The 22,571-nt window shown below is 65.5% G+C and carries 22 protein-coding genes, 1 tRNA gene and 1 pseudogene; 7 read left to right on the forward strand and 17 right to left on the reverse strand.

Annotated elements, in window-relative coordinates:
• Positions 1 to 275: 275 nt before the first annotated feature.
• The 4 genes from ACTIFJ_RS10460 to ACTIFJ_RS10475 all read right to left on the reverse strand — a co-directional run bounded on the left by ACTIFJ_RS10460 (position 276) and on the right by ACTIFJ_RS10475 (position 3,147).
• The gene (locus tag ACTIFJ_RS10460) at positions 276 to 1,535 is read right to left on the reverse strand and encodes a hypothetical protein (RefSeq protein ID WP_439534056.1); all 1,260 of its coding nucleotides are present in this window, start codon (positions 1,533 to 1,535) and stop codon (positions 276 to 278) included.
• A gap of 169 nt (positions 1,536 to 1,704) precedes the next feature.
• Positions 1,705 to 2,052, reverse strand: a complete 348-nt coding sequence (locus tag ACTIFJ_RS10465; RefSeq protein ID WP_439534057.1) for a hypothetical protein — start codon at positions 2,050 to 2,052, stop codon at positions 1,705 to 1,707.
• A gap of 15 nt (positions 2,053 to 2,067) precedes the next feature.
• Positions 2,068 to 2,265: a CsbD family protein gene (locus ACTIFJ_RS10470; RefSeq protein WP_439534058.1), complete on the reverse strand. Its 198-nt coding sequence runs from the start codon at positions 2,263 to 2,265 to the stop codon at positions 2,068 to 2,070.
• A 102-nt stretch (positions 2,266 to 2,367) separates the two neighbouring features.
• Positions 2,368 to 3,147 (reverse strand): response regulator, encoded by a 780-nt coding sequence (locus tag ACTIFJ_RS10475; RefSeq protein ID WP_439534059.1) that lies wholly within the window; start codon positions 3,145 to 3,147, stop codon positions 2,368 to 2,370.
• Positions 3,148 to 3,285: 138 nt separating this feature from the next.
• On the opposite strand from ACTIFJ_RS10475, the gene ACTIFJ_RS10480 reads away from it, so the two are divergent.
• The 5 genes from ACTIFJ_RS10480 to ACTIFJ_RS10500 all read left to right on the forward strand — a co-directional run bounded on the left by ACTIFJ_RS10480 (position 3,286) and on the right by ACTIFJ_RS10500 (position 5,934).
• A complete protein-coding gene (locus ACTIFJ_RS10480) occupies positions 3,286 to 3,540 on the forward strand; it encodes a NepR family anti-sigma factor (RefSeq protein WP_439534060.1) in 255 nt (84 codons plus the stop codon).
• Entirely contained in the window at positions 3,537 to 4,076 is a 540-nt protein-coding gene (locus ACTIFJ_RS10485; RefSeq protein ID WP_439534061.1) for a sigma-70 family RNA polymerase sigma factor, read from the forward strand. Before ACTIFJ_RS10480 ends, ACTIFJ_RS10485 begins: the two co-directional genes overlap by 4 nt.
• A 61-nt stretch (positions 4,077 to 4,137) precedes the next feature.
• The gene (locus tag ACTIFJ_RS10490; protein WP_439534062.1) at positions 4,138 to 4,311 is read left to right on the forward strand and encodes a DUF1328 domain-containing protein; all 174 of its coding nucleotides are present in this window, start codon (positions 4,138 to 4,140) and stop codon (positions 4,309 to 4,311) included.
• A 14-nt stretch (positions 4,312 to 4,325) separates the two neighbouring features.
• Positions 4,326 to 4,874 (forward strand): Dps family protein, encoded by a 549-nt coding sequence (locus tag ACTIFJ_RS10495; RefSeq protein ID WP_439534063.1) that lies wholly within the window; start codon positions 4,326 to 4,328, stop codon positions 4,872 to 4,874.
• Positions 4,875 to 5,001: 127 nt separating this feature from the next.
• Positions 5,002 to 5,934 (forward strand): DMT family transporter, encoded by a 933-nt coding sequence (locus tag ACTIFJ_RS10500; RefSeq protein WP_439534064.1) that lies wholly within the window; start codon positions 5,002 to 5,004, stop codon positions 5,932 to 5,934.
• On the opposite strand, the gene ACTIFJ_RS10505 is transcribed toward ACTIFJ_RS10500, so the two are convergent.
• Genes ACTIFJ_RS10505 through ACTIFJ_RS10515 form a run of 3 tightly spaced genes read right to left on the reverse strand, consistent with a single transcriptional unit; the run spans position 5,931 to position 10,023 of the window.
• Complete coding sequence (locus ACTIFJ_RS10505; protein WP_439534065.1) at positions 5,931 to 7,376, reverse strand: flavin monoamine oxidase family protein; 1,446 nt, start codon at positions 7,374 to 7,376, stop codon at positions 5,931 to 5,933. The two genes, ACTIFJ_RS10500 and ACTIFJ_RS10505, sit on opposite strands and share 4 nt — an antisense overlap.
• Positions 7,376 to 7,858: a (2Fe-2S)-binding protein gene (locus ACTIFJ_RS10510; protein WP_439534066.1), complete on the reverse strand. Its 483-nt coding sequence runs from the start codon at positions 7,856 to 7,858 to the stop codon at positions 7,376 to 7,378. Before ACTIFJ_RS10510 ends, ACTIFJ_RS10505 begins: the two co-directional genes overlap by 1 nt.
• A 2-nt stretch (positions 7,859 to 7,860) precedes the next feature.
• A complete protein-coding gene (locus tag ACTIFJ_RS10515) occupies positions 7,861 to 10,023 on the reverse strand; it encodes a molybdopterin cofactor-binding domain-containing protein (protein ID WP_439534067.1) in 2,163 nt (720 codons plus the stop codon).
• Positions 10,024 to 10,220: 197 nt separating this feature from the next.
• On the opposite strand from ACTIFJ_RS10515, the gene ACTIFJ_RS10520 reads away from it, so the two are divergent.
• The gene (locus ACTIFJ_RS10520) at positions 10,221 to 11,288 is read left to right on the forward strand and encodes an LLM class flavin-dependent oxidoreductase (RefSeq protein ID WP_439534068.1); all 1,068 of its coding nucleotides are present in this window, start codon (positions 10,221 to 10,223) and stop codon (positions 11,286 to 11,288) included.
• Between the two features lie 35 nt (positions 11,289 to 11,323).
• Here the strand turns inward: ACTIFJ_RS10520 and ACTIFJ_RS10525 are convergent, their stop codons facing one another.
• The 5 genes from ACTIFJ_RS10525 to ACTIFJ_RS10545 form a co-directional block, all read right to left on the reverse strand.
• Entirely contained in the window at positions 11,324 to 11,854 is a 531-nt protein-coding gene (locus ACTIFJ_RS10525; RefSeq protein ID WP_439534069.1) for an outer membrane protein, read from the reverse strand.
• 181 nt (positions 11,855 to 12,035) lie between these two features.
• A complete protein-coding gene (clpX, locus tag ACTIFJ_RS10530) occupies positions 12,036 to 13,286 on the reverse strand; it encodes an ATP-dependent Clp protease ATP-binding subunit ClpX (RefSeq protein WP_439534070.1) in 1,251 nt (416 codons plus the stop codon).
• A gap of 109 nt (positions 13,287 to 13,395) precedes the next feature.
• Positions 13,396 to 14,040: an ATP-dependent Clp endopeptidase proteolytic subunit ClpP gene (gene clpP / locus ACTIFJ_RS10535; protein WP_439534071.1), complete on the reverse strand. Its 645-nt coding sequence runs from the start codon at positions 14,038 to 14,040 to the stop codon at positions 13,396 to 13,398.
• Positions 14,041 to 14,128: 88 nt separating this feature from the next.
• The gene (gene tig, locus ACTIFJ_RS10540; protein WP_439534072.1) at positions 14,129 to 15,769 is read right to left on the reverse strand and encodes a trigger factor; all 1,641 of its coding nucleotides are present in this window, start codon (positions 15,767 to 15,769) and stop codon (positions 14,129 to 14,131) included.
• A gap of 40 nt (positions 15,770 to 15,809) precedes the next feature.
• Positions 15,810 to 15,894, reverse strand: a tRNA-Leu gene (locus tag ACTIFJ_RS10545).
• A gap of 126 nt (positions 15,895 to 16,020) precedes the next feature.
• On the opposite strand from ACTIFJ_RS10545, the gene ACTIFJ_RS10550 reads away from it, so the two are divergent.
• Positions 16,021 to 17,706 (forward strand): formate--tetrahydrofolate ligase, encoded by a 1,686-nt coding sequence (locus ACTIFJ_RS10550; RefSeq protein WP_439534077.1) that lies wholly within the window; start codon positions 16,021 to 16,023, stop codon positions 17,704 to 17,706.
• 3 nt (positions 17,707 to 17,709) lie between these two features.
• Here ACTIFJ_RS10550 and ACTIFJ_RS10555 read toward each other — a convergent pair whose 3' ends face one another.
• The 5 genes and pseudogenes from ACTIFJ_RS10555 to pyrB form a co-directional block, all read right to left on the reverse strand.
• A complete protein-coding gene (locus ACTIFJ_RS10555; RefSeq protein WP_439534073.1) occupies positions 17,710 to 19,239 on the reverse strand; it encodes a phospholipase D-like domain-containing protein in 1,530 nt (509 codons plus the stop codon).
• Positions 19,239 to 19,955, reverse strand: coding sequence for an endonuclease/exonuclease/phosphatase family protein (locus tag ACTIFJ_RS10560; RefSeq protein ID WP_439534074.1), 717 nt, complete (start codon positions 19,953 to 19,955; stop codon positions 19,239 to 19,241). Before ACTIFJ_RS10560 ends, ACTIFJ_RS10555 begins: the two co-directional genes overlap by 1 nt.
• A 4-nt stretch (positions 19,956 to 19,959) precedes the next feature.
• Positions 19,960 to 20,943, reverse strand: coding sequence for an SPOR domain-containing protein (locus ACTIFJ_RS10565; RefSeq protein WP_439534075.1), 984 nt, complete (start codon positions 20,941 to 20,943; stop codon positions 19,960 to 19,962).
• Positions 20,940 to 22,181, reverse strand: a complete 1,242-nt coding sequence (locus tag ACTIFJ_RS10570; RefSeq protein WP_439534076.1) for a dihydroorotase — start codon at positions 22,179 to 22,181, stop codon at positions 20,940 to 20,942. The genes ACTIFJ_RS10565 and ACTIFJ_RS10570 overlap by 4 nt, the downstream gene beginning before the upstream one ends.
• 13 nt (positions 22,182 to 22,194) lie before the next feature.
• A pseudogene (pyrB, locus tag ACTIFJ_RS10575) lies at positions 22,195 to 22,571 on the reverse strand (aspartate carbamoyltransferase catalytic subunit); the annotation flags it as partial.

Genomic DNA, 22,571 nt, shown 5'->3' on the forward strand with positions numbered 1-22,571 from the left:
AAAAACAAGATCCGGTCGGGTCAGTGCAGCAAGGTTCAGGGCTTCGACCGACGATATCGCATAGCCAACAACCTCATGGCCAGCATCTTTGACATCATCCTCAAGTTGAAACGCAAGCATTGGCTCATCTTCGACGATCAAAACCTTCAAGGCATTTTCCATCTACTTTTCCTTCTTGAGCCATCCAAGCCTGGTCGGCCCGCTAGTCAGAACTGTAACAAAAGCAGGAGTGCAGTGTTCCTCGGCAATAGTGACTTTGGCAACAGGGTAGTGATTCAGGCCTGCCGTCCAAGGAGATCAAGCCGGAAGCCAGGATGGTCGACCCGCTGGATGTGACATATGCGCGGTTCGAGACATGCTGCGAACGTCTCCATCGCCTCGGACGCTGTCATGACGGTTTCGGTCGCCGCATGGCTGCTGATGACCAGGATCCGGCCGCCGGTCGCCAACCGATCCATGCAGAGCGAGGCCGCCTGCATGATGCCCTCCAGTCCGAGATGGCAGAGGACATCGGTGAGCTGGATCAGATCGAAGGGGGCGCCATGCTTGTCTGCCAGGGCGCAGGACGGAGCCTCGGTGAGGGTGAATGACGCCAGGCCAATCGTGTCATTTCCTCCTGGAGGCAGACAGTCTCGCGGGCTCTGGCCCCACAAACCCGAAGCAACATCCCAGATTCGCTCGAACCGCTGGCCATCCAGGGCCGAATTGGCTGCGAGCCGTTGATATTCAGGGGCCCTATCATGATTGTCCCAATGCTCGGCCCTTCCGCACAGCTCTGGAAGCGCGGCCAGGGTCGGATCGGGACACGCCGACACCCCAAAAATCGGTCGAAACAACTCGATCGCATCATCGCCACTTGCAAACGCCGCACCATCAAATTGCGGCTCTTCGGCGGTCGCCCGCCCATCAAGAGAGCCATATTGTGCGATGGCCTCAATCTTTGCCGGGCGTGCTATTCCCACCGTGAGGCGTTCGAAACGAGAAAAGTCACCGCCTTCGAAGCGTTGGGCAATTGGGTAGGTCACCAGCCCGCACACCGCATCGACGGGGGTCGCCTTGATCAACCGGACCGCCAGCCGAAATGCGGCCACCCGGTCCGAATCGATTTCGGACGGATCGGTAACAAATATCGTGCAGGCGCCAATATCCATCATGATCGCCATTATTCGCGACACCACACTGTCGTCGGCCTCAAAGATTGAGGCTAATCCGAAGCGATGGACGTTGTGTAATGGCAAGCCGAGCGCAGCCGTTGCTTTGGTAAACCGATCGGCATCCACCGAGCACTTGCTTGTGGGTCGACCCCAATAATCGGGCGTTCCCGGCTGATCACCGTCTGTCAGGGCGATGACCGTCGGATTGAGCCCAAGCATCAGCCCGCGGGCAATAAGCCCCCCACACCCCAGGGTCTCGTCCCCCAATCGTGGTGCCAGGATCAAGAATGGACGCATCAGTGTCAGTGAAGCAATGTCGGCAACCGGGCCGGAATAAATCGGCGGGGCCGGCCGGACAGCGAGAGCGGATTGGGAGATCACGCGGCAATCCTTTGATCAGGAACACGCGTACGGGCCGCACGCATCAGTTCATCGGACCCCCGTTTTGGCAACCAGCCCTGATCGAAGATGTTCCGAAATATTCGGACAATTATCGCCACGAAAAAGGGCCGGCAGCTTTAGCCACCGACCCTTTAAATAGCAGGTCAGCTTACCCGGATTTCCAACGTTTCCACCAAAGGCGCAACGGACGGGTCAGATCATTATCTTCACTTTCCTCGACCTGCTCCAGCCCGGCATTGATCTGCTGAAGTAAGGCGGCATCGCGTGAGCCACTGTCGGAGTTATCGTCCAGCTGTTGACCCTCGTCGGACGCCGAGATGCGTCCCTCGATGTCCTGCGCCCATTCGGTCAAAAACCGCTTTTTCTGCTCACGCGACAGCGTATCGTCAGCGACGATGGACTGCGGCTCGGCATAGTAAGCGGCCGGATCACCCACCGCACTATCGAAGTCGACATGGTCGTCGTGATCGTGCGGGGGTGATACAGCGTCGGTCATGAAAAGGCCCTCGGATCAGTAACGGCTGGTGACATCGTCGAGCTGACGCTCGGCTTCATCCTTGGCAATGCCGTAACGCTCCTGGATTTTGCCGACCATGACGTCGCGCTTGCCACCGATCTCGGTCAGGTCATCGTCGGTGAGCTTGCCCCAACTTTCCTTAACCTTCCCGGTGAACTGCTGCCAATTGCCTTCGATACGGTCCCAATTCATCAGTCTGCTCCTTTGATCTGTCGGAGGGCGGTCCGGAAGCCGGTTACCGTCGCCTCATCAACAGAACTGTCGGGGCATCACGTTGTTCCCCGCGTCGACGCTTCAGGCGGCCGGCGCCAGTTCGGGATGACGGGCCAGAAGCGCCTGGCCAATGGTGGCAATAACAGTTTCCGGTTCGAACGGCTTGGTCACGAGGAACGTCGGCTCGGCACGCTCGCCGGTCAACAGGCGAGACGGATAGGCGGTGATGAAGATGACCGGCACGTCGAACAGTGCGAGGATGTCTCGGGCGGCATCGAGGCCTGACGAACCATCGGCGAGCTGGATATCGGCCAGCACCAGGTCCGGCGCCACCCGCTGGGCTTCGGCAACGGCATCATCGCGCGTCGTCGCGGTGGCCACGACCTCATGCCCCATTTCCTCGACGATCTGTTCCAGATGCATCGAGATCACCGCTTCATCCTCGATGATGAGCACCCGTGAGCGGATGCTGTCGGCGATGGCGGCACCGGCATCGGCGATTGCCTGGGCGGTTTCGGCCTCGGTCTGGCCGAGGATGATGGCCGCCTCGCCCGTGGAGAAACCCTCGATCGCAGTTAGCAGCAGCGCGTGCCGCGAAGCATGGGGCAGGAACGGCGCATCGACACCCTCGACGCCGCTCCAGTCGACCGTGCGGGCGATGTCGTGTTGCGGATCGAAAAAGGCGTGAAACAGCCGAAACAGGTCGAGCCGGGCATTCTGGCTGCCGCTAATGGTTTCCGGGGCAGCAACCAGCGCCTCGAGGACGCCACGCACAAAAGCATCGCCGCTGCGTTGCGATCCTGACATGGCGCGCGCATAACGCCTGAGGCCGGGCAAATGCGGACCCAGCAGTGCGCGCATGGAGGTTTCTTCGGGCATTGATCTGTCTCCGGAGTTGCAAGAAAGAGGAACAATCGGCCGTTTCGATTGTTCCCGACCCTTCGGGAACAAAGCGCGCCGCCGATCGTTTGGCGTCGTATTGCGCAAGGATAATGCTGGATGGACGATAAAGCGAGTGCGTCGGGTTCCCGGCCGGACGACGGCAACGGGGCTGACCGGACTCACCCCACGCGCAAGCCTCGCGCCGCGCGCGGTTCTCGTGATGTCATTTCTACCGGGCTTCGGCAACTCTGGGCCGATGTCGAGAATGAGCCGGTTCCGGACGAGTTTCTGAAGATGCTCGATTCGATCGATGCGGTCCGTCGTGACCGACCGGATGAGACCGGTTCGGGCAACGGGAACGCCAACACGTGAGTAATGGCAATGATGATCAGTTCCGTCGCGAACTGGTCGAGATGGTGCCCTCGCTTCGCGCCTTCGGCCGTGGCTTGTGCGGCAATCGCGATCTCGCCGACGATCTGGCGCAAGAGACGCTGATGAAGGCCTGGGCGGCGCGCGCCAGCTACACCCCAGGTACGAACTTCCGTGGCTGGCTGTTCCGGATCCTGCGCAACCATTTCTATACTGTCGCCGGGGTAGCCAAGCGCTTCGTCGCCTATGATCCCGATGCCCCATCTCATGTGCAATCGACCCAAGCGACCCAGGGCAGCGGCATATTGCTGGAAGATCTGCAGCGGGCCCTGGCGACGCTACCAGTCGAGCAGCGCGAAGCCTTGCTCCTGATGGAGTCGGGATTGCAGTGGGACGAGATAGCGCGTGTGATGGAATGTCCGCTCGGCACGGTCAAAAGCCGGATCACCCGGGGACGGGCCGCTCTGAAGCGCTATATGGACGGTCCGATCGACATGCTCCCGGGCCGGGATGCGGGCCGGCAGCGGCTCGAGAGCTGAAAAGGAACAAAGACAGCGCGACCTCGTTTCATCTCCAGCAGACAATAGCGGGAGATAGACGATGCTGGGCTGGGCCATAGCGTTTCTGGTCATCGCGATCATTGCGGGCGTGTTTGGCTTTGGCGGCATCGCCAGCGCATCGGCTGGAATCGCGCAAATCCTGTTCTTCATCTTCATCGTCCTGTTCGTGCTCGGATTGATCTTTTCGATCGTCCGCGGGCGCAGCGCTCGATAATCAAAGGAATTAAAATGGCTACACAATCAAAAGCATCTTCCGGCAAATCATCAAAGGCGGCAACGCCGGTGCTCGGCCGCCCAGACGGCGCCAAGTTCCGGCCTGGCACCGGCCTGAAGCCGGAAGCCTATGCCAAGGTTGGCGACGCCCTCGGTCCCGTGCTTGCCGACAGCTATCAGCTGTTCATCAAGACGCAGGGCGTTCACTGGAACGTCGCCGGCGCGAATTTCTTCGGCATCCACAAGCTGACGGAAACCCAATATGAGGATCTCTATCTGGCGATCGACAAGATTGCCGAGCGTATCCGCGCACTCGGGATGACCGCGCCGGCCAGTTACACGAGCTACGGCAAGATGAGCAGCATCAAGGACGAGGAAAGTGACGGCTCGCCCGGTCATCAGGTACAGCTGCTGATGCAGGACAATGGCCGGCTGTGTGAAACGCTGCGGAATGCCATCGAAATCGCCGAGACCAATGATGATGTGGTGACGGCCGATCTGCTGACGGCGCGTCTCGCCCAGCATGAGCAGAACGCCTGGATGCTCCAGATGATCATTTCCTGACCCAATCGATCTCGCGTAAGGCATTGGCCCGGCGTCCCTCGACGCCGGGCCGATTCTGTTCCGGGGCATATTCCACCATGGGTTGTCATCGCGTCTTCATTAGCGGCCGCTGCGTACGGCGCACGTCATGACGACGACGTCTGGTGTAGCGGGCGCCATGCAGGGCCGAGGCTTACTGTATACGCTCGCCTGCCTGATGGGCACGGGCGTGCTGTTGGCGTTGTCGACCGTGCTCGCAAAGATCTCGGCGAGCCATGGCCTGGCCCCCCTGCCCTATCTGGCCTGGTCCAGCCTCGGTGCCGGCATCCTGTTGTTCGCCCTCGCCGCAGCGCGTGGCATCACCGCTCCTTGGAACCTCCGGACGCTCGAATATTCATTTTTCTCGTCGATCTTCGGCATGGCTGGTCCGTTCATGCTGATCTTCACCGCCGTTTCCCACGTCGGGATCAGCTTCGTGGCGCTGGCGATCGCCTTTCCGCCCCTGTTCACCTATGTCGGCGCGCTGCTGCTCGGGATGGAGCGTTTCGCCCTGATGCGCGCCTCGGGTGTCGCGCTGGCGCTGATCGGTGCGGCGATCATCGCGCTATACAAGCTGGGCGAGGCGAATGCGCCGCTGCCATGGATCGCCGCGACGCTGACCGCGCCCGTCCTGCTGGCGGTGGGCAATCTCTACCGGACCCGGCGGTGGCCGCCCGGCGCGCGGCCCGAAGCGCTGGCGCCGTGCATGCTCGGCGGCTCCGGCATCCTGCTGATCAGCCTCGCCGTCATCCCGGGCGTCAGCCTGTCGCTGCCGACAGACCGTACGACCCTGCTGCTCGTCGCCGCGCAGATTGCCAACTTTACTGTCCAATACACCTTGTTCTTCATCCTCCAGCACCGGGGCGGGCCGGTGATGCTCAGCCTGATCGGTGCGGTATCGGCCGTCGTCGGCGTACCCTTCGCCATCCTCGTGCTGGGTGAAGCTGCGCCTTCCGGGCTGTTCATCAGTGCCATACTGATCCTTGCCGGCGTGTGGCTGACGAGCTGGGGCGGTCTCCGCCAGCAGCGCCGGGCAGCTTAGCCCAGCCCTAGTACGGCAAACGCCTCGCGCTGGCCGCTTTCGGTCGCGGCTTCCATCCCGGCCTCCCAGTTCCGGGTGTGCTCGCCGGCAAAACGCAGCCGCTCGGCCCAGGGAGCGGCCATCGCCCGGTAGAGGCGGCCGATCTGCCCTGGCCCGAACACATGCTTGTTGCCGCGAATGAACGGGTTCTCGCCCCAGCTGTAGGTGCCGACCACCTCTATGGCGCCCTCGGTCGATGGCCGGACCTGGGCCAGTTGCGCCAGGACGAAGGCGGCGCGCTCGGCGGCGGGCAGGCTGTCGATGGCCGTGGCAGCCGTGCCATTCAGCCAGATGTCGAGCGAGGCAACCTTGCCGCTGGCGTCATGGCCCGCGAACATCCTCTCGATGATGGTATCCGAGATCAGTCCGGCGGGGCTGCCGTCCATCTCCCAATAGGGCTTGGTCGGCACGGCGAAGACATGGGTGGTGGAGGTGTAGCCGGCATCGAGCACGGCCGAGAGCTTGTCGCCGCGCAGCGGGGGGTTGATCTGGACATTCCGCAACGTGCTGAACGGGATGGTGCAGATACAGTGCCGCGCCTGCAGCCTTGTGCCATCGATCAGCTCCACGGTCACCCGGTCCGGCTGTACATCGATGCCGACGACCACGGCGCCGGTCCGGATATCGCCCTTCATCAGCCCGGCAATGCCCTCGACCAGACGCGAGGTGCCGCCCTTGACGACGTGATAGCTGCCATCGCTGCCGGCGGCATAGACTTCGCGGGCGGTATCGTTCTGCGACGGCAGCGCCACACGGGCAAACTCGCGCATCTGAAACAGCGCCGATGTGCGCGAGAGCGCCACCGAGTTGGTGGTGATGTCGATGAGGCGCAAGGCTTCGTCGGAGACCCCCTGCTGGCGCAGGAAGCTGTCCAGCGGGATATCATAGGCCATCAGCGCCGGGTTGTTCCAATCTTCCAGATCGGTGATCCGGTTGAACTGCTGGACGAACTTGAATTCCAGCTGCTCGGGGCGGAGCATGCGCTCGCCGGCCGGGAGCCGGTTGGCCGATGAGGTCTGCCATTCCGAGGGCCGCAGGAACTGGCCGTTGATATGATAACTCAGCGCGTCACGACCGAGAGGATCGACCAGCGCGACGCCGGCCATCGCCGCAAGGCTGCGCAGCCGCCCATAGAGCGGGCCAAGCGTCGCGCCCCCGCACTCGAACGGCCCGTCCGGCGTATCGAGCGTGTAGGCGCGGCCGCCGAGCCGTCGGTCGGCCTCCAGCAGCACGACCTTCTGGCCCTCGTTCTCGAGGATCTGCATCGCCGCCAGACCGGACAGGCCGCCGCCGATGACGATGGTGTCGGCGACTGTCTGGCCCCAGGCGGGCCGGGGCGCGATGCCGCCAATGAACGGCGCCGCCAGCGCCGAGCCCAGAAAGGCGCGACGCCCGAGCGCCATCAGCCCTGCTTGCCGGCTTGCAACGCGGCCGCTCGCGCGATGGCGCGTTCGATCTGCTGATAGGTGCCGCAGCGGCAGAGGTTCATCATGCCGGCGCGGATCTGCTCGGCGCTGGGATCGGGATTGTCCTTGAGGAAGCCGGCGGCGGCCATGATCTGGCCGGGTTGGCAGAAGCCGCATTGCGGCACATCGCCTTCCTCCCAGGCCTTGATCACCGGATGATCGGGCACGGCGGCAAGGCCCTCGATGGTGGTGACCTTGGCCCCCTTGTCGAGGCTGCCGATCTCAAGCGTGCAGGCGCGCACCACTTCGCCGTCGACATGGACGGTGCAGGCACCGCACAGCCCGACGCCGCAGCCGAACTTGGTGCCGGTCAACTTCAGCATGTCGCGCAGCGCCCAGAGCAGCGGCGTGTCGGGCGCCGCCTTGAGCCGCATCGGTCGGCCGTTCACCTCGAGCTCGAAATCCTGTGCCATGGTCATCCTCAAACCGTCACGTCGATGCCGGCCGCCGACAGCGGCAGGTCACGCACCCGCTCGCCGCCGGCCGCGACCAGCGCATTGCAGATCGCTGGTGCCACGCCGGGCACCGCCACTTCGCCGACCCCGCCGGGCTCATCGCCGCCGCGCACCAGCTCGACCTCGATCCGCGGCATCCCGGCCGGCGTCAGCGCACCGATGTCGCCGAGATTGAGCGCGCTGGCGACACCGTTCTCGAACAACACCCGCCCGTCCAGTGCAGGCCCGAGCCCGAAGGCCAATGCTCCCTGTGCCTGCCGGCGGACATTCTCCGGCTCGAGCGCAAGGCCGCAGTCCATCGCCGCCCAGATCCGCTCGACGGTCAACGCCTTGCCCTGGCGCCGGACACGGGCGCCAACCGCGCACCAGCTGCCATAGCCATTGGTCAGCGCCAGCCCATGGCCGATGCCGTCGGCGGGCTTCTGCGGCCAGGCCATCATTCGCGCCAGCGTCTTCAGCACGGCGATCGAACGGGGATCGTCGAGATGGGCGAGCCGGAAGGCCAGCGGATCGGCGCCGGCCAGCACGGCCAGCTCGTCCATCGCCGTCTCGACATAGAAGATATTGGGCATATGAGCAACGGATCGCCAGAAGCCGATCGGTACCGGCAGGGTGACGGCCGCTGATTCGACATGTTGGACCGGCACCACATAGGGCAGTTCCTTGGCCAGCGTGCCATCCGGCGACAGGTTCTCGGGCGCGCGGCCGATCGCCTGGGCGATGGACTGGCCGGTGACGCGCATCTTCCAGACGCTGAGGCGGCCGGCGGCGTCGAGCCCGGCCTCGATGCGGGCCTTGGCGGCGGGCCGGTAAAAATCATGCTGGCCGTCCTGTGTGCGGTTCCAGATCAGCTTGATCGGCGGGCCGGGCAAGGCAATGGCCGCCTCGATGGCCTGCTGGGCGAAGTCCGTGTTCCAGCGACGGCCAAAACCGCCGCCGAGGAAGGTGCGATGCACGGTGACCTTGTCCTCGGCCAGGCCGCTGAGCTTGGCGGCCAGCTTGGAGACGGTGCCGGGTGATTGGGTCGGCGCCCAAATCGTCAGCCGGCCATCAGCCATTTGCGCGGTGCAGGCCATCGGCTCCATCGTGCCATGCGCAAGATAGGGCACGGACACGTCGACGGCGAGCCGCTTCGAAGCCGATGCGAGTGACCGAACGGCGCTCTGGCGTGATGCCGCAAGGTCGGTACCGCCGCCGACGCCGAGGAAAAGCGCAGTGGGCGCGGCTTCGTCGGCCAGGGTCTTGCGCATCATCGCATCAAGGTCGGCGCTGGACGCCGGAGTTGCTCCGTCGACCTCGAAGCTGACCAGTGCCGCGGCCTTTTGCGCGGTCCACCAGTCTCCGGCGACGACGGCATGGCCACCGAGCACGGGCACCACGCCTTTGATGCCCTCGGCCGTGCGCGCCGCGTCGAGACCGGCCGCGCGGAACTTGCCATAGGCGGCATCGGGCATGGCAAGCGCGCCGACCAGCATGCCGGGCAGTTCCACATCGATCCCGTAAATTGCCGCGCCGCGGACCTTGGCGGAGGTCTCCTTGCGCGGCATGTCCTTGCCGAGCAGCCGAAAGCTGGCCGGATCCTTCAGCACCGGCGCGATGGGCACCGGGAGCTTCGCCGCGTCGGCGGCGAGCGCGCCATAATCGAGCGTCCGGTTGCCGGCAGTCACCACCCCGGCCTCGGTCCGGCAATCGGCCGCCGACACGCCCCAACGCTGGGCGGCAGCGGCCACCAGCATTTCGCGCGCTGCTGCACCCGTTTTGCGAAGGATGGCGTAATAGCCGCGCACCGCCTCACTGTTACCGGTCGTCTGGCTGCGCAGCTTGGGATTGGCCATCGCGGCATTGGCGCCGGACAAGCCGATGGTGACGCGCGCCCAGTCGGCATCGAGCTCCTCGACCAGCACCTTGGCGAGGCCATCGAACGTCCCCTGCCCCATTTCGGCATTCGGGGTCAGGATCGATATCGCCCCGTCCGGCGCGATCCGCAGATAGACGCCGAAACCCGTCGCGCCGTCACCGGCCGCTTCAGCCGACATCGCCGGGCCTGCCGCCAGGCAGAGCCCAGTGCCGGCGACGACCCGCAGCAGCCCGCGGCGGGTAAGCGGAAAGGTCTTTCCGGTTTGCGTCATATCCGTTTTCATTTCCCGAACTTAGGGCGGCGCAGGCGGTGCGGCTATCTTGTACTGCGCATAAGCCCATGCGGGCTTCGCATGTCCAGAGGCCCACACTCGTCATGGCTGGCAACGATGGCGCAGAAGCGGCGGCCGAAATTGCGTGACACAGGCGGTTATGGCATCACAACGGCTCTGACCGGGGGTATTCAGACATGGAAATCGGCATTTTCCTGCCCATCGCCAAGAATGGCTTCATCGTTTCGAAGAATGTGCCGCCGACCTGGCCAACCTGGGAATTGAACCGCGACGTCACTCTGAAGTGCGAAGCGGCAGGGTTCGATTTCGCCCTTTCCATGGTCAAGTTTCGCGGCTTCGGCGGCGAGACTGAATATTGGGATCATAGCCTCGACAGTTTCACCCTGACCGCGATGCTGGCGCCGGTGACGAGCCGGATCAAGCTGATCCCCTCGGTGACGCTGCTGTCCCTGCACCCTGCCGTGGCGGCACGGATGGCGGCGACGATCGAGGCCGCCTGTCCGGGGCGCTTCGGCCTCAACATTGTCTCGGGCTGGTACAAGAAGGAATTCGAGCAGATGGGCCTGTGGCCCGGCGATGCGCATTTCGAGCGGCGCTATGACTATGCGACCGAATATACGACCATCCTGCGGCAACTCTGGGCCACCGGCACCAGCGACTTCAGGGGAGAATTTTTCAAGTTCGACCATGCCGAGATCAAGCCGGTGCCGACATCGCCGATCGAGCTGGTCTGCGCCGGGCAATCGGGGCGCGGCATCCGCTTCACCGCCGAATGCGGCGACCGCAATTTCATTATTGCCGGCGGCAACACGCATGATGTCGATTCAGACGTCCGCTATATTCGCGGCGTCACCGAGCAGCTCCAGGCCATCGCCGGACCGCTGGGCCGCAAGGTCGGCACCATCTCGCTGTTCAATGTCATCGCTGCCGATACCGATGCCGAGGCCGCGGCACGCTTCGATCATATTGTCGCAGGGGCCGACGAGGCGGCCATTCGCACGCTGGTCGGACAAGCGGAACTCGACAAGTCCGAGGGCATGTCCGAATCGCTGAAGAAGAAATCCATGTTCATGGGGCTGCCAACGCTCGTCGGGAGCCATGCCACGGTCGCGGCCTATCTGGACAGGATCGCCTTCGAGGCGAAAGTGGACGCCTGCATGTTCGCGTTTCCGGACTTTACGCGCGATATCGACAATTTCGTCCAGCACAGCCTACCACGCATGGAAAGCCGCACAGGAAGGTGATGCGCGCCGGCCGAAACCGGCGCGCATCAAATCAGTTAGAAGTGGAAAACCACGCCGGCCATCGGACGAAGGCTGTCGAAGTTGTAAGTTTCCACCTGGAGACGCAGGCGCGGACCGGACTGACCGGTTACGCCGCCCATGCCGATATCGCTCGGCCCGACTTCCACGCCGACACCATAGATCCAGTCGGAGCTGTCGCCGAAACCGCGATTGCCCTTGCCGTTGACCCACTGGTAGCCACCGGAGACGAAGATCAGGCCGGACTCACCCGCGCGAAAACCGGCGCGGCCACGCGCACCATATTCCCAGTCGATGTCGCCGAAGCCCTTGGTGGCATTGCCTTCAGCACCGATGAAAACCGGCCCGAGCGGAATGTTGAGACCGGCGATGCCGCTGACCAGCCAGCCGTTCATGCGGCCGTCGCTCGGCGAAACGCCGAACTCGCTGCGGCGATCGAAGCTGTGATAGCCGCCAAGAACACCGATGTAGGGCTCGATGCCGAAGGCACGGGTGCCATCGGGGGCCGAAGGACCGGTATCCTGGGCTGCTGCGGGCGTTACTGCCAAGGCAGCGAAAGCAACTGCCGCCGCAAGGGCGGTTCCTGTACGATTTAACACTACGCATTCCTTCAAAGAGTGATGAGCCCGACCGACATAGACGACCGACTACTAACAACGGGCTAAGGCTTTCGAAGTTCCTGCCACACCGTAACAAAAATGTGACAGTCGCTTCCGGTCGGTCGTTGGGTCAGGCCGCCTTGTCGGTGGCCATCAACCGGATCGGCGGCTTGAGGCCGGCGACGACATCCTTGTCGACCTGAACTTCCTCCAAGCCTTCCATGCCGGGGAGCTCGAACATCGAGTCGAGCAGGATTGATTCCATGATCGACCGCAGCCCGCGCGCGCCCGTCTTGCGCTCGATGGCGCGCTTGGCGATCGCCGAAAGCGCATCGGTGGAAAAGCTCAGCTTCACCCCTTCCATCTCGAACAGCCGCGCATATTGCTTCGACAGCGCGTTCTTCGGCTCGGTGAGGATCTTGATCAGCGCGTCCTCGTCGAGATCCTCGAGCGTGGCGATTACCGGCAGACGGCCGATGAACTCCGGGATCAGGCCGAAGCGCAGCAGATCTTCCGGCTCGCAATGGCGCAGCAACTGGCCAACGCGCCGCTCGTCCGGCGCCGCGACATGCGCGCCGAAACCGATCGACTTGCCCTGCAGCCGGTCGCCGATGATCCGGTCGAGCCCCGAGAAGGCGCCGCCGCAGATGAACAGGATGTTCGTCGTGTCCACCTGCAGGAATTCCTGCTGCGGATGCTTGCGACCACCCTGTGGCGGCACGCTGGCGGTGGTGCCTTCCATGATCTTCAGCAGTGCCTGTTGCACGCCCTCGCCCGACACGTCGCGGGTGATCGAGGGGTTGTCGGCCTTACGCGAAATCTTGTCGATTTCATCGATATAGACGATGCCGCGCTGGGCGCGCTCAACATTGTAGTCGCTGGCCTGCAGCAGCTTCAGGATGATGTTTTCGACATCCTCGCCGACATAGCCGGCCTCGGTCAGCGTCGTCGCATCGGCCATGGTGAACGGCACATCGAGGATGCGCGCCAGCGTCTGGGCCAGCAGCGTCTTGCCGCAACCCGTAGGCCCGACCAGCAGGATGTTCGACTTGGCCAGCTCGACCTCGGCACCCTTGCCGCCATGGTTCAGCCGCTTGTAGTGATTGTGCACGGCAACCGAGAGCACGCGCTTCGCATGCATCTGGCCGATGACATAGTCATCGAGCACCTTGCAGATCTCGCGCGGCGTCGGAACATCGCCGGACTTCTTGACGAGGGCCGTCTTGGTTTCCTCGCGGATGATGTCGTTGCAAAGCTCTACGCACTCATCGCAAATGAACACGGTCGGCCCGGCGATGAGCTTGCGCACTTCGTGCTGGCTCTTGCCGCAGAAGCTGCAGTAGAGCGTGCTCTTCGAATCTCCGCCACTCAGTTTGGTCATGGCTATCCTCTCTCGCGCGTCTGCGAGTGTAGCGGTGAGTCAACCCTGCCTGCAAGGGCAAGGCTGTTGAATGCTGTCACATCGGCGCAATCATGCGCCGTTCCGACGCTCAGGCGGCTGCCAGTTTTTCGGCTTCCGTCGGCAGCGGCCGCTTGTCCACCACCTCGTCGACGATGCCGAAAACCTTGGCTTCTTCTGCCGAAAGGAACTTGTCGCGCTCCATCGACCGCTCGATGGTGTCGATGTCCTGCCCGGTATGCTTGACGTAAAGCTCGTTCAGCGTTTGCCGGATGCGCAGGATCTCGCGCGCCTGGATCTCGATGTCCGTCGCCTGGCCTTGGGCACCGCCCGAAGGCTGGTGGACCATGATCCGGGCGTGTTTGAGCGCCACCCGCATCCCTGGCTCGCCGGCCGCGAGCAGGAAGCTGCCCATCGATGCTGCCTGGCCGATGCACACGGTCGCCACCTTGGGCCGGATATACTGCATGGTGTCGTAGATCGCCATGCCTGCCGTCACCACCCCGCCCGGCGAGTTGATGTACATGTAGATGTCCTTCTTCGGATTTTCCGACTCAAGGAACAGCAGCTGGGCGACGATGACCGAGGCCATGTGATCCTCGACCTGGCCGGTGACGAAGACGATCCGCTCGCGAAGCAGGCGCGAATAGATGTCGAACGACCGCTCGCCACGGTTCGAGCTTTCGACAACCATCGGGATCAGGCCGGCGTGAATATCTAGCATCTTGGTCTCCATATATACTGCAACGTCGGACGTTTGGGGGCCAAGTTCAAGCCCCCTCCCCGTACATTCTCGCGGCCCTGCGGTCGCAGCGCCGAGGCGGTTATTCAGCCGCAGTCTTCTTGGCCGCGCGCTTCGGCTTGGCCGGTGCCGCCTCGGCTTCTTCGACGGCCGGTGCCGCTGCCTTTGCCTTGGCGGCCTTGGGCTTGGCCGGGGCCTTCACAGGCTCGGCTTCGGCCGCTTCCGGCGCGGGCTCGGCGGTTTCGGCTGCAGCATCAGCAGCCTTGGCCGCCTTCGGCTTTGCGGCCTTCGTCGCCTTGGCGGCCTTGCGCTTGGCATGACCATGGTCGTGATCATGATCATGGTCATGGTCGCAATCGGGGCCATGGACATGGCCATGGGTGTGGGACGGGCTCTCGTCCTCGTCCTCGATCGCGGCCTCGAGATCGGCGCGGCTGACCGTACGTTCGGTCAGATCGGCCTTGCCGATCAGGAAATCGACGACCTTGTCCTCGTAGAGCGGGGCGCGCAGCTGGGCGGCGGCCATGGCGTTCTCCTGGAAGAACTTGACCACTTTCTGCTGCTCGCCCGGATAGCGGGTGGCTTCCTGGCCGATCAGCCGGTTCATCTCGGCCTGGCTGACGGTGATGTTGTTGCGGTTGCCGATCTCGCTCAGCAGCAGGCCGAGGCGGACGCGGCGCTCGGCGATCCGCCGATAATCCTCGCGCTCCTTCTCGATGTCGGCACGGGCGGCGTCGGCGTCGTCGGAACGCGCCACTTCCTGCTCCAGCTGCGCCCAGATCTGGTCGAACTCGGCGGTGACCATCGTCTCGGGCACTTCGAAATCATGGCGCGACGCCAGCGTGTCGAGCAGCTTGCGCTTGAGGTGGGTGCGGGTCAGCTGCACGGTCTCGGCCTCGACCTGGTCCTTCAGGATCTCGCGCAGTGCTTCGAGCGAATCGATGCCCAGGCCCTTGGCGAACTCATCATCGATCGCCTGCGCGACCGGGGTCTCGACACCCTGCACGGTGATCGAGAATTGCGCCGGTTTGCCGGACAGCTTGTCGTTGCCATAGTCGCTCGGGAAGGTGACCTCGATGGTCTTCTCGTCATTGGCCTTCACCCCGACCAGCTGCTCCTCGAAGCCCGGGATCAGCATGCCGGAGCCGAGCTTGACGCGCATGCCCTCGCCAGTGCCGCCGTCGAAGGGCGTGCCCTCGACCTTGCCGATAAAATCGATGACCACGGTATCGCCGTCCTTGGCCTTGTACTTGGCCGGGGCGGCTTCCGTCTTCTGCTGCTGGCTGGCCAGCCGCTCGACCATCGCATCGACCGCGGCGTCATCGGCCGGCACGACCAGCTTCTCGAGCGTCAGCGTGTCGATGTCGATCGTCTCGATGGTCGGCAGCACTTCGAGCGCAACCTTGAAGGCGACGTCCTGGCCTTCTTCGGGCTCGGCGTCGAAATCGACCTGCGGCTGGATTGCCGGGCGCAGCTGGCGCTCGGTCAGCAGCGCCTGGACGCTCTCGTTGACGGCTGCCTGCAGCGCTTCGCCATGCAGCGCGGCGCCGTGCATCTTGCGGACGAGGTTCGGCGGCACCTTGCCGGGGCGGAAACCGGGCATGCGGATCTGCTTGGACACCTCGGCCAGCCGGGCGTCGACCCGCGCCGCCAGACTGGCAGCGGGAATCACCAGCGAGAATTCGCGGCGGAGGCCCTGGTTCAGCGTTTCTGAAATCTGCATTCTCTGGTCTCGTCTTTGGCTAGGCTGTGCATGACCTCACTGGTGCGGGCGAAGGGACTCGAACCCCCACGTCTCTCGACACTGGAACCTAAATCCAGCGCGTCTACCAATTCCGCCACGCCCGCGCGAGGTGTGAAGGGCGGGTCTATAGCAAGCCGAGACCGTCACGCAAGCGTGACGGCGGCTTGCACTGATGTCATGAGACGATGAGACTGCCAGGATCGAACGTCAAACCGGGGGTAATGACCTTAATGCCGACCGATATCGAGATTGCCCGCGCTGCTACGATGAAGCCCATCATCGATATCGCGGCACCTTTGGGGCTGGCGGCTGCCGATCTTGAGCCCCAGGGCCATCACATCGCCAAGCTCTCCGCCACTGCCCTGAAACGCGCCGCTGCGGCGACGCCGGGCAAGCTGATCCTCGTCACGGCTGTCAACCCGACGCCGGCCGGCGAAGGCAAGACCACCACCACCATCGGGCTCGGTGACGCGCTCAACCGCATCGGCCAGCGCGCCGCCATCGTGCTGCGCGAACCCTCGTTGGGGCCGGTGTTTGGCCGCAAGGGCGGCGCCACTGGCGGCGGCCATTCTCAAGTGGTGCCGATGGAGCGGATCAACCTGCATTTCACCGGGGACTTCCATGCCATCACCTCGGCGCACAATCTGCTGGCGGCGTTGATCGACAATGCCCTGCATTTCCGCCTGCCCACCGCCACTGGCCATCCGCTCGATGCCCGGACCATCAGCTGGCGCCGGGTGCTGGACATGAACGATCGGGCGCTGCGCCAGCTGGCGCTCGGCATGGGCGCCGGCAACGGCCCGGTGCGGGAGAGCGGGTTCGAGATCACCGTCGCCAGCGAAGTGATGGCCGTTCTCTGCCTCGCCGACGATCTCGCCGATCTCCAGCAGCGGCTGGCGCGGATGCGAATCGGCAAGGACACCGCCGGCAATTTTGTCACCGCTGGTGACATCGGCGCCGATGGCAGCATGGCGGCGCTGCTCGTCGACGCGATGCTGCCCAACCTCGTCCAGAGCCTCGAAGGCTCGCCGGCGCTGATCCATGGCGGGCCGTTCGCCAATATCGCCCATGGCTGCAATTCGGTGGTGGCGACGCGGACAGCCTTGGGGTTGGCCGAATTCGCGGTCACCGAGGCCGGCTTCGGCGCCGACCTGGGCGCCGAGAAATTCTGCAATATCAAGTGCCGCAGCGCCGGGCTGGAGCCGGCCGCCGCGGTAGTGGTGGCGACGGTCAGGGCGCTCAAATATCATGGCGGTGCCGGGCTGGAGACGCTGGGCAGCGAGAATGCCGCCGCGCTGGCCGCCGGGCTCGACGTGCTGTCGCGCCATGTCGAGAACCTCGGCAAATTCGGCATTCCCGTGCTGGTGGCGCTCAATGCCTTCACCGCCGACAGTGCCGCCGAGCAGCAGGCCGTGCTGGCCCATTGCCGCGACACGCTCGGCGTCGAGGCCCATTTGTGCAGCCATTGGGCCGACGGCGCGCGCGGCGCCGAATCGCTGGCCCGTGCCGTCGTCGCCATCACCGAGGCCGGCGGCTCGTCCAATTTCAGCTTTCTCTATCCCGATGCCATGCCGCTCGACGAGAAGCTACGGACCATCGCCCGCGAGATCTACCGGGCCAGCGACATCGAGCTGTGGCCGGCGGCGCGGCGGATGCTCGCCCAGTTCGTCGACCAGGGCTTTGGGCATTTGCCGGTGTGCATCGCCAAGACGCCCTACAGCTTTACCGCCGACGAGCATGTCCGCGGCGCCGCCACCGGCCATCTGCTGCCGATCCGCAGCGTGCGGCTGGCGGCGGGCGCCGGCTTTGTGGTGGCGCTGGCCGGGGACATAAACACTATGCCCGGCCTGCCACGAGCGCCGGCAGCGCTGCACATCGGACTGGATGCCGAGGGCCGGATCACCGGCCTCAGCTGAGCGTCACAGCATCGACTTGAAGGGCAGGAAGCCGAGCAGCCAGGCGGCAAGCCGCCAATGCATCCGCGCCTGCGGCTCGTGGCGATGGACCGTGCCATCGTCGCCGGTCCAGGCTAGTCGGCCGCGATCGAGCGTGACGCACCAGCTGTCCGCCTGCATCTGGGCGCGCAGTTCGCGCTGCAGGCGACTGGCCATGTCCTCATGCTCGATCAGCAGGCCGACCTCGGTGTTGAGCGACCACGACCGCGGATCGAAGTTCATCGAGCCGATGAACAGCCAGCGGTCATCCGCCGTCAGTGCCTTGACGTGCAGCACCGACGCCTTGGGCTGGAGCAGCCGCCCGCCCTGCCACCACCGTTCGAAGCGCGGTGGCGCCGGCAGTGCCGCGGCCGGTCGGTCGGCCCGGCCGCGCAGCTCCCAAAGCCGCACCCCGGCGGCCAGCAGCGGCCGGCGCGACGGCGCGTAGCCGGCATGGACCGGCAGGACATTGTTGGTCTGCAATGAATTGGTCAGCACATCGACCTGGATACCGGCCTGCGCCAACCGGGCCAATGCATCCACCCCGCGCCCCAGCGGCACGAAATAGGCCGAGACCAGCAACAGGCTATGTCGAATCGGCAGCAACGCCGCCAGCAACCGCTCACCCATCAGCGCGCTACCGGTCACCCTGCCCCGGGCCTTGGCCGGGTCATCGCTGAACAGCTGGACAGCCGCCCATTGAAAGTCCGCCGTCTCGTCGAAGAACGCACCGACATCACCAGCGATCACCGCCTCTTCATAGGCCTGGCGCAACCGGCTTTCCGGCGGCGGCGGCCGGTCCGTGCCATCGTCCGTGACGAGCTGGCCCACCGGCACCGCCGAAATACTGTCCCAGTACCGGCCAAAATCGGCCGAGATGGCGGACAGGACAGCGCCGATGACCATCACATCAAGATCCGCTTGCAGCGACCGGTTGGCAGGATCGAAATATTCGTCTCCAATGTTGCGCCCGCCAATAACCGCGATCGCCTCGTCGACAAGAAACAGCTTGTTGTGCAGGCGCCGGTTGAGCCGCGGAAAATCGACCAGATAGTTGAAGAACCGCCAGCGCCGCAGCCGATGCGGATTGAACAGCCTGATCTCGATGTGCGGATGACCGTCGAGCGCCTTCAGCCGGGCATCGAGCCCGCGCGTACCGAAATCATCGACCATCAGCCGCACGTGGACTCCTCGCTCCGCCGCCGCTTGCAGCTCATCGAGCAGCAGCCGCCCGGCGACATCGTCCCGCCAGATATAATAGAGCAGGTCGATCCTGTGCTCGGCCTTGCGCACCAGCAGGATGCGCACCGCCAGCGACGCCGCACCATCGGCCAGCAGCTGGACCCCGCTCTGCTCCGGATGGACCCGCGCCATCATGTCGAAGCGCCGGGCCAGCAGTGTATCGACCGGCTCGCCCGCCGGTCGCGGCGGATGGCTGACCGGCCGCACTGGCAGCGATATGCGCAGCACCAGCCAGCACGCCGATGCCAGCGCCAGCCCGAGCAACCCGCCCATCATCCGTCCGTCGCCAGGCCCGGCACCGCCCCCAGCCGCACCCACACCGGCAGATGGTCCGACGCCCGCCGCGCCAGCGCGCTGCGGTGCACCCCGGCCTCCTCGATGGTCAGGCTGCGGCTGGCGAACACCCGGTCGAGCTGCCCGATCGGCATTCGCGACGGAAAGCTCGCGGCCAGTGGGACCGGCGGATAGGCCGAGGCCAGCGACGCCAGCCCCGGCGACCGCAGCCGCCACTCGTTCATGTCCCCCATCACCAGCACCGGCGGCGCCGCCGGCTGGCGGGCAATGGCATCGACGATGGCGTTGATCTGCCGCGTCCGCCACAGGCCCGACAGATCGAGATGCGCCCCGACCAGCCGCAGCAGATGCCCGTCGACCCGGACATCGGCCAGCACTGCACCGCGCGGTTCCAGCGCCGGCAGCGGCAGCCGCGCCGCGCGCTCGAGCGTTACCCGATCCGAAACCAGGATCGCATTGCCATGCCAGCCGATCGAGGCGGACCGCTCGGCCAGCGGCGCTACCTGCCAGCCCCGCTCCGCCAGCAGCGCCGCCGGCAGCGTCGCCTGCCGCGCCCCGAAGCGCCGGTCGGCCTCCTGCAACACGGCAATATCGGCACCGATCTCGTCGATAACGTCGAGAATGCGCCCCGGATCGAACCGCAAGTCGTTCCCGACGGCTTTGTGGATATTGTAGCTGGCAACAGTGACCGACATCACCTCAGGGCGTGTCGACGACCAGGCAGGCCCTTCCGGCCGCCACGAAGCGCTGGCAGGCAGCGCGCGCCACATCGAGGCTGGCATAAGGGCCGAGCTGAAGCCGCACCAGTCCATTGGCAGCTTCATAGCGCGGGCCGACACCCTCCAGCAGCCCGGGCCGCGACTGGCGCAGCGAGGCAAGATCGGCTTCCGCCAGCTCGCGCCGGCTGTACGCACCGATCTGGACGCGGGTACCCGGCTGGGTGCCGGTTGCCGGCGGGGCCGGCGCACCCAGCGCCGCCGGATCGCTGGTCGGAAGTTGAGGGACCGGCGACGGTACAGCCGGAGCCGCCGCCACAGCCTGCGGCATAGGATTGGCGACGCGCGTGAGCGGCGCCACCTTGCCGTCAGTCCGCGCCATGCTCGACGCCATTGCCCAACCGGCGGCGCGCTCCGCCGGCGTGATCCGCGGCGTCAACCGGTTCAGTGCCGAGGCCGCTTCCTCGAGCCCCTGGTCGGCCGCCCGGGCCAGATAGGCGTAGGCAATTGTCAGGCTCCGCGCCACGCCGTCGCCGTTCCAGCTGGCCACCCCATAGACATATTGGGCGCGCGGCTCGCCCGCATCCGCGGCCGTCTTCAGCCAGCGCAGCGCCTCGGGCTTTTCCCCGAGCTGGAACAGCAGGATACCGAGATTGGCCTGGGCCGGGCGATGCCCCCGCTCGGCGGCGCGGCGGAACCAGGCTCGCGCCTGCACCTCGTCGCGCGGCAGCCCGCGCCCCAGCTTGCGCGCCTGGCCGATATTGTACATCGCGTCGGGATTGCCGCCATCGGCAAAGGGCTGCCACATCCGCACCGCCGCCGCCCATTCGCCGCGCTGCCATAGCCGCACGCCGTTGCTGATGCTCGGCGTCAGCACAGCGGCGGCGGGCGCGGCCGGCGCCGTCCCCTGCCCCGTGGCGGGACCGGCGATGCCGATCAGCGCCAGTGCGGCGATCAGGGCGTTCACGCCTGCCAAAGTCGTTCTCCGCCCTTGATGGTCATCCGCACGTCACCAGCCACGGGCAGGCCATCGAACGGCGTGTTGGCATGGCCCGCGAACCGGCTCGGATCGATCCGCCACGGCGCCTGCTCGTCGAAGACGATGATGTCCGCCGGCTCGCCGGTGGCCAGGCCGCCGCCGGGCAGGCCGAAGCGGCGGGCGGGGGCGGTGCTCAGGGCCTCGATCAGCCGCATCAGGCTGAGCTGCCCCTCGCGGACCAGGCTCAGCGACAGCGCCAGCAACGTTTCCGCCCCGGCCATGCCGGGCGCGGCGTCGGCAAAGGGCTGGCGCTTGGCGTCCTGGCTCTGCGGATCATGGGCAGAGCCGATCAGGCTGATCGTTCCATCGGCAATCGCCTCAAGCACCGCCAGCCTGTCCTCCTCGACGCGCAGCGGCGGTGACAGCCGGGCAAAGCTTCGGAAGCCGGCAATGGCGGTCTCGTTGAGCAGCCAGTGCGCAGGCGTGATGCCGGCGGTGACGTCGACACCCCGCGCCCGCGCCGCGCGCACGAGCGAAAGCCCCTCAGCCGTCGTTACCTGCCGAAAATGCAGACGCGCGCCGGTGGCTTGGGCCAGTCGCAAGTCGCGGGCGATGGCCAGCACCTCGGCATAGGCCGGCGCCGAGGCAAGCCCCAGCCGGGTCGCATATTCGCCCTCGGTGGCGACGGCGGTGGCGGTCAGCGTCAGCTCCTCGGGATGGACGACGACAGTCAGTCCGAAGTTTCGGGCATAGGCGAGCAGCCGCTGCATCACCACCGCCGCGCCGATCGCCGAGCGCCCGGTGGCGACACCGACCGCGCCGGCCTCCTGCGCCAGCCCCAGCTCGGCCAGTTCGTCGCCGGCCAGCCCGCGCGTCGCGGCGACCAGCGGATGCACCCAGACATCGGGCTTGCCGGCGCCGCGGGCAAAGGCGACCAGCGCCGGATCGTCGAGCGGCGGCGACTGGTCGGGCATCAGCACCACGCGGGTGATTCCGCCCATCCGGCAGGCCCGGGCATCGGCCTGGAACACGCCGGCATCGACCAGCCCCGGCGCCACCACCAGCCCCTTGCAGTCGACCGCCTCGGCATGGGACGGCGGCGGCACATCCCCAACACCGGCGATCTGGCGATTTTCGATGAGCAGATTGGCAACACGATCATGGCCGCTGACCGGGCATATGACACGCGCGCCGACCAGGCAGAGCGGCTGCGGCGGAAGAGTCATGGAGTCAGGTCCGTCATGCCGGCCACCCCTCGACACCGCGTCGCGCGCGGGTCAGCACGTCGAGGCAGGCCATGCGCACCGCAACGCCCATCTCCACCTGCTCGGAGACCGCCGAGCGGACGATGTCGTCGGCAATGGCGCTGTCAATCTCGACGCCGCGGTTCATCGGGCCGGGGTGCATGACCAGCACATCGGGCGCCGCCCGCGCCAGCCGCGCCTCGGTCAGGCCGAAGAAGCGAAAATATTCGCGGGTCGAGGGCAGGAAGCCGCCGGCCATCCTCTCGGTCTGGAGCCTCAGCATCATCACCACGTCGACGCCCTCCAGCCCATCGGCCATGTCGGTGAAGCAGGGGATGCCGAGCCGGTCCATGGCCTCGGGCATAAGCGTCG

The organism is Polymorphobacter sp. (assembly GCF_051860865.1).
In the GTDB taxonomy this organism is placed as follows: Bacteria; Pseudomonadota; Alphaproteobacteria; order Sphingomonadales; family Sphingomonadaceae; genus Sandarakinorhabdus.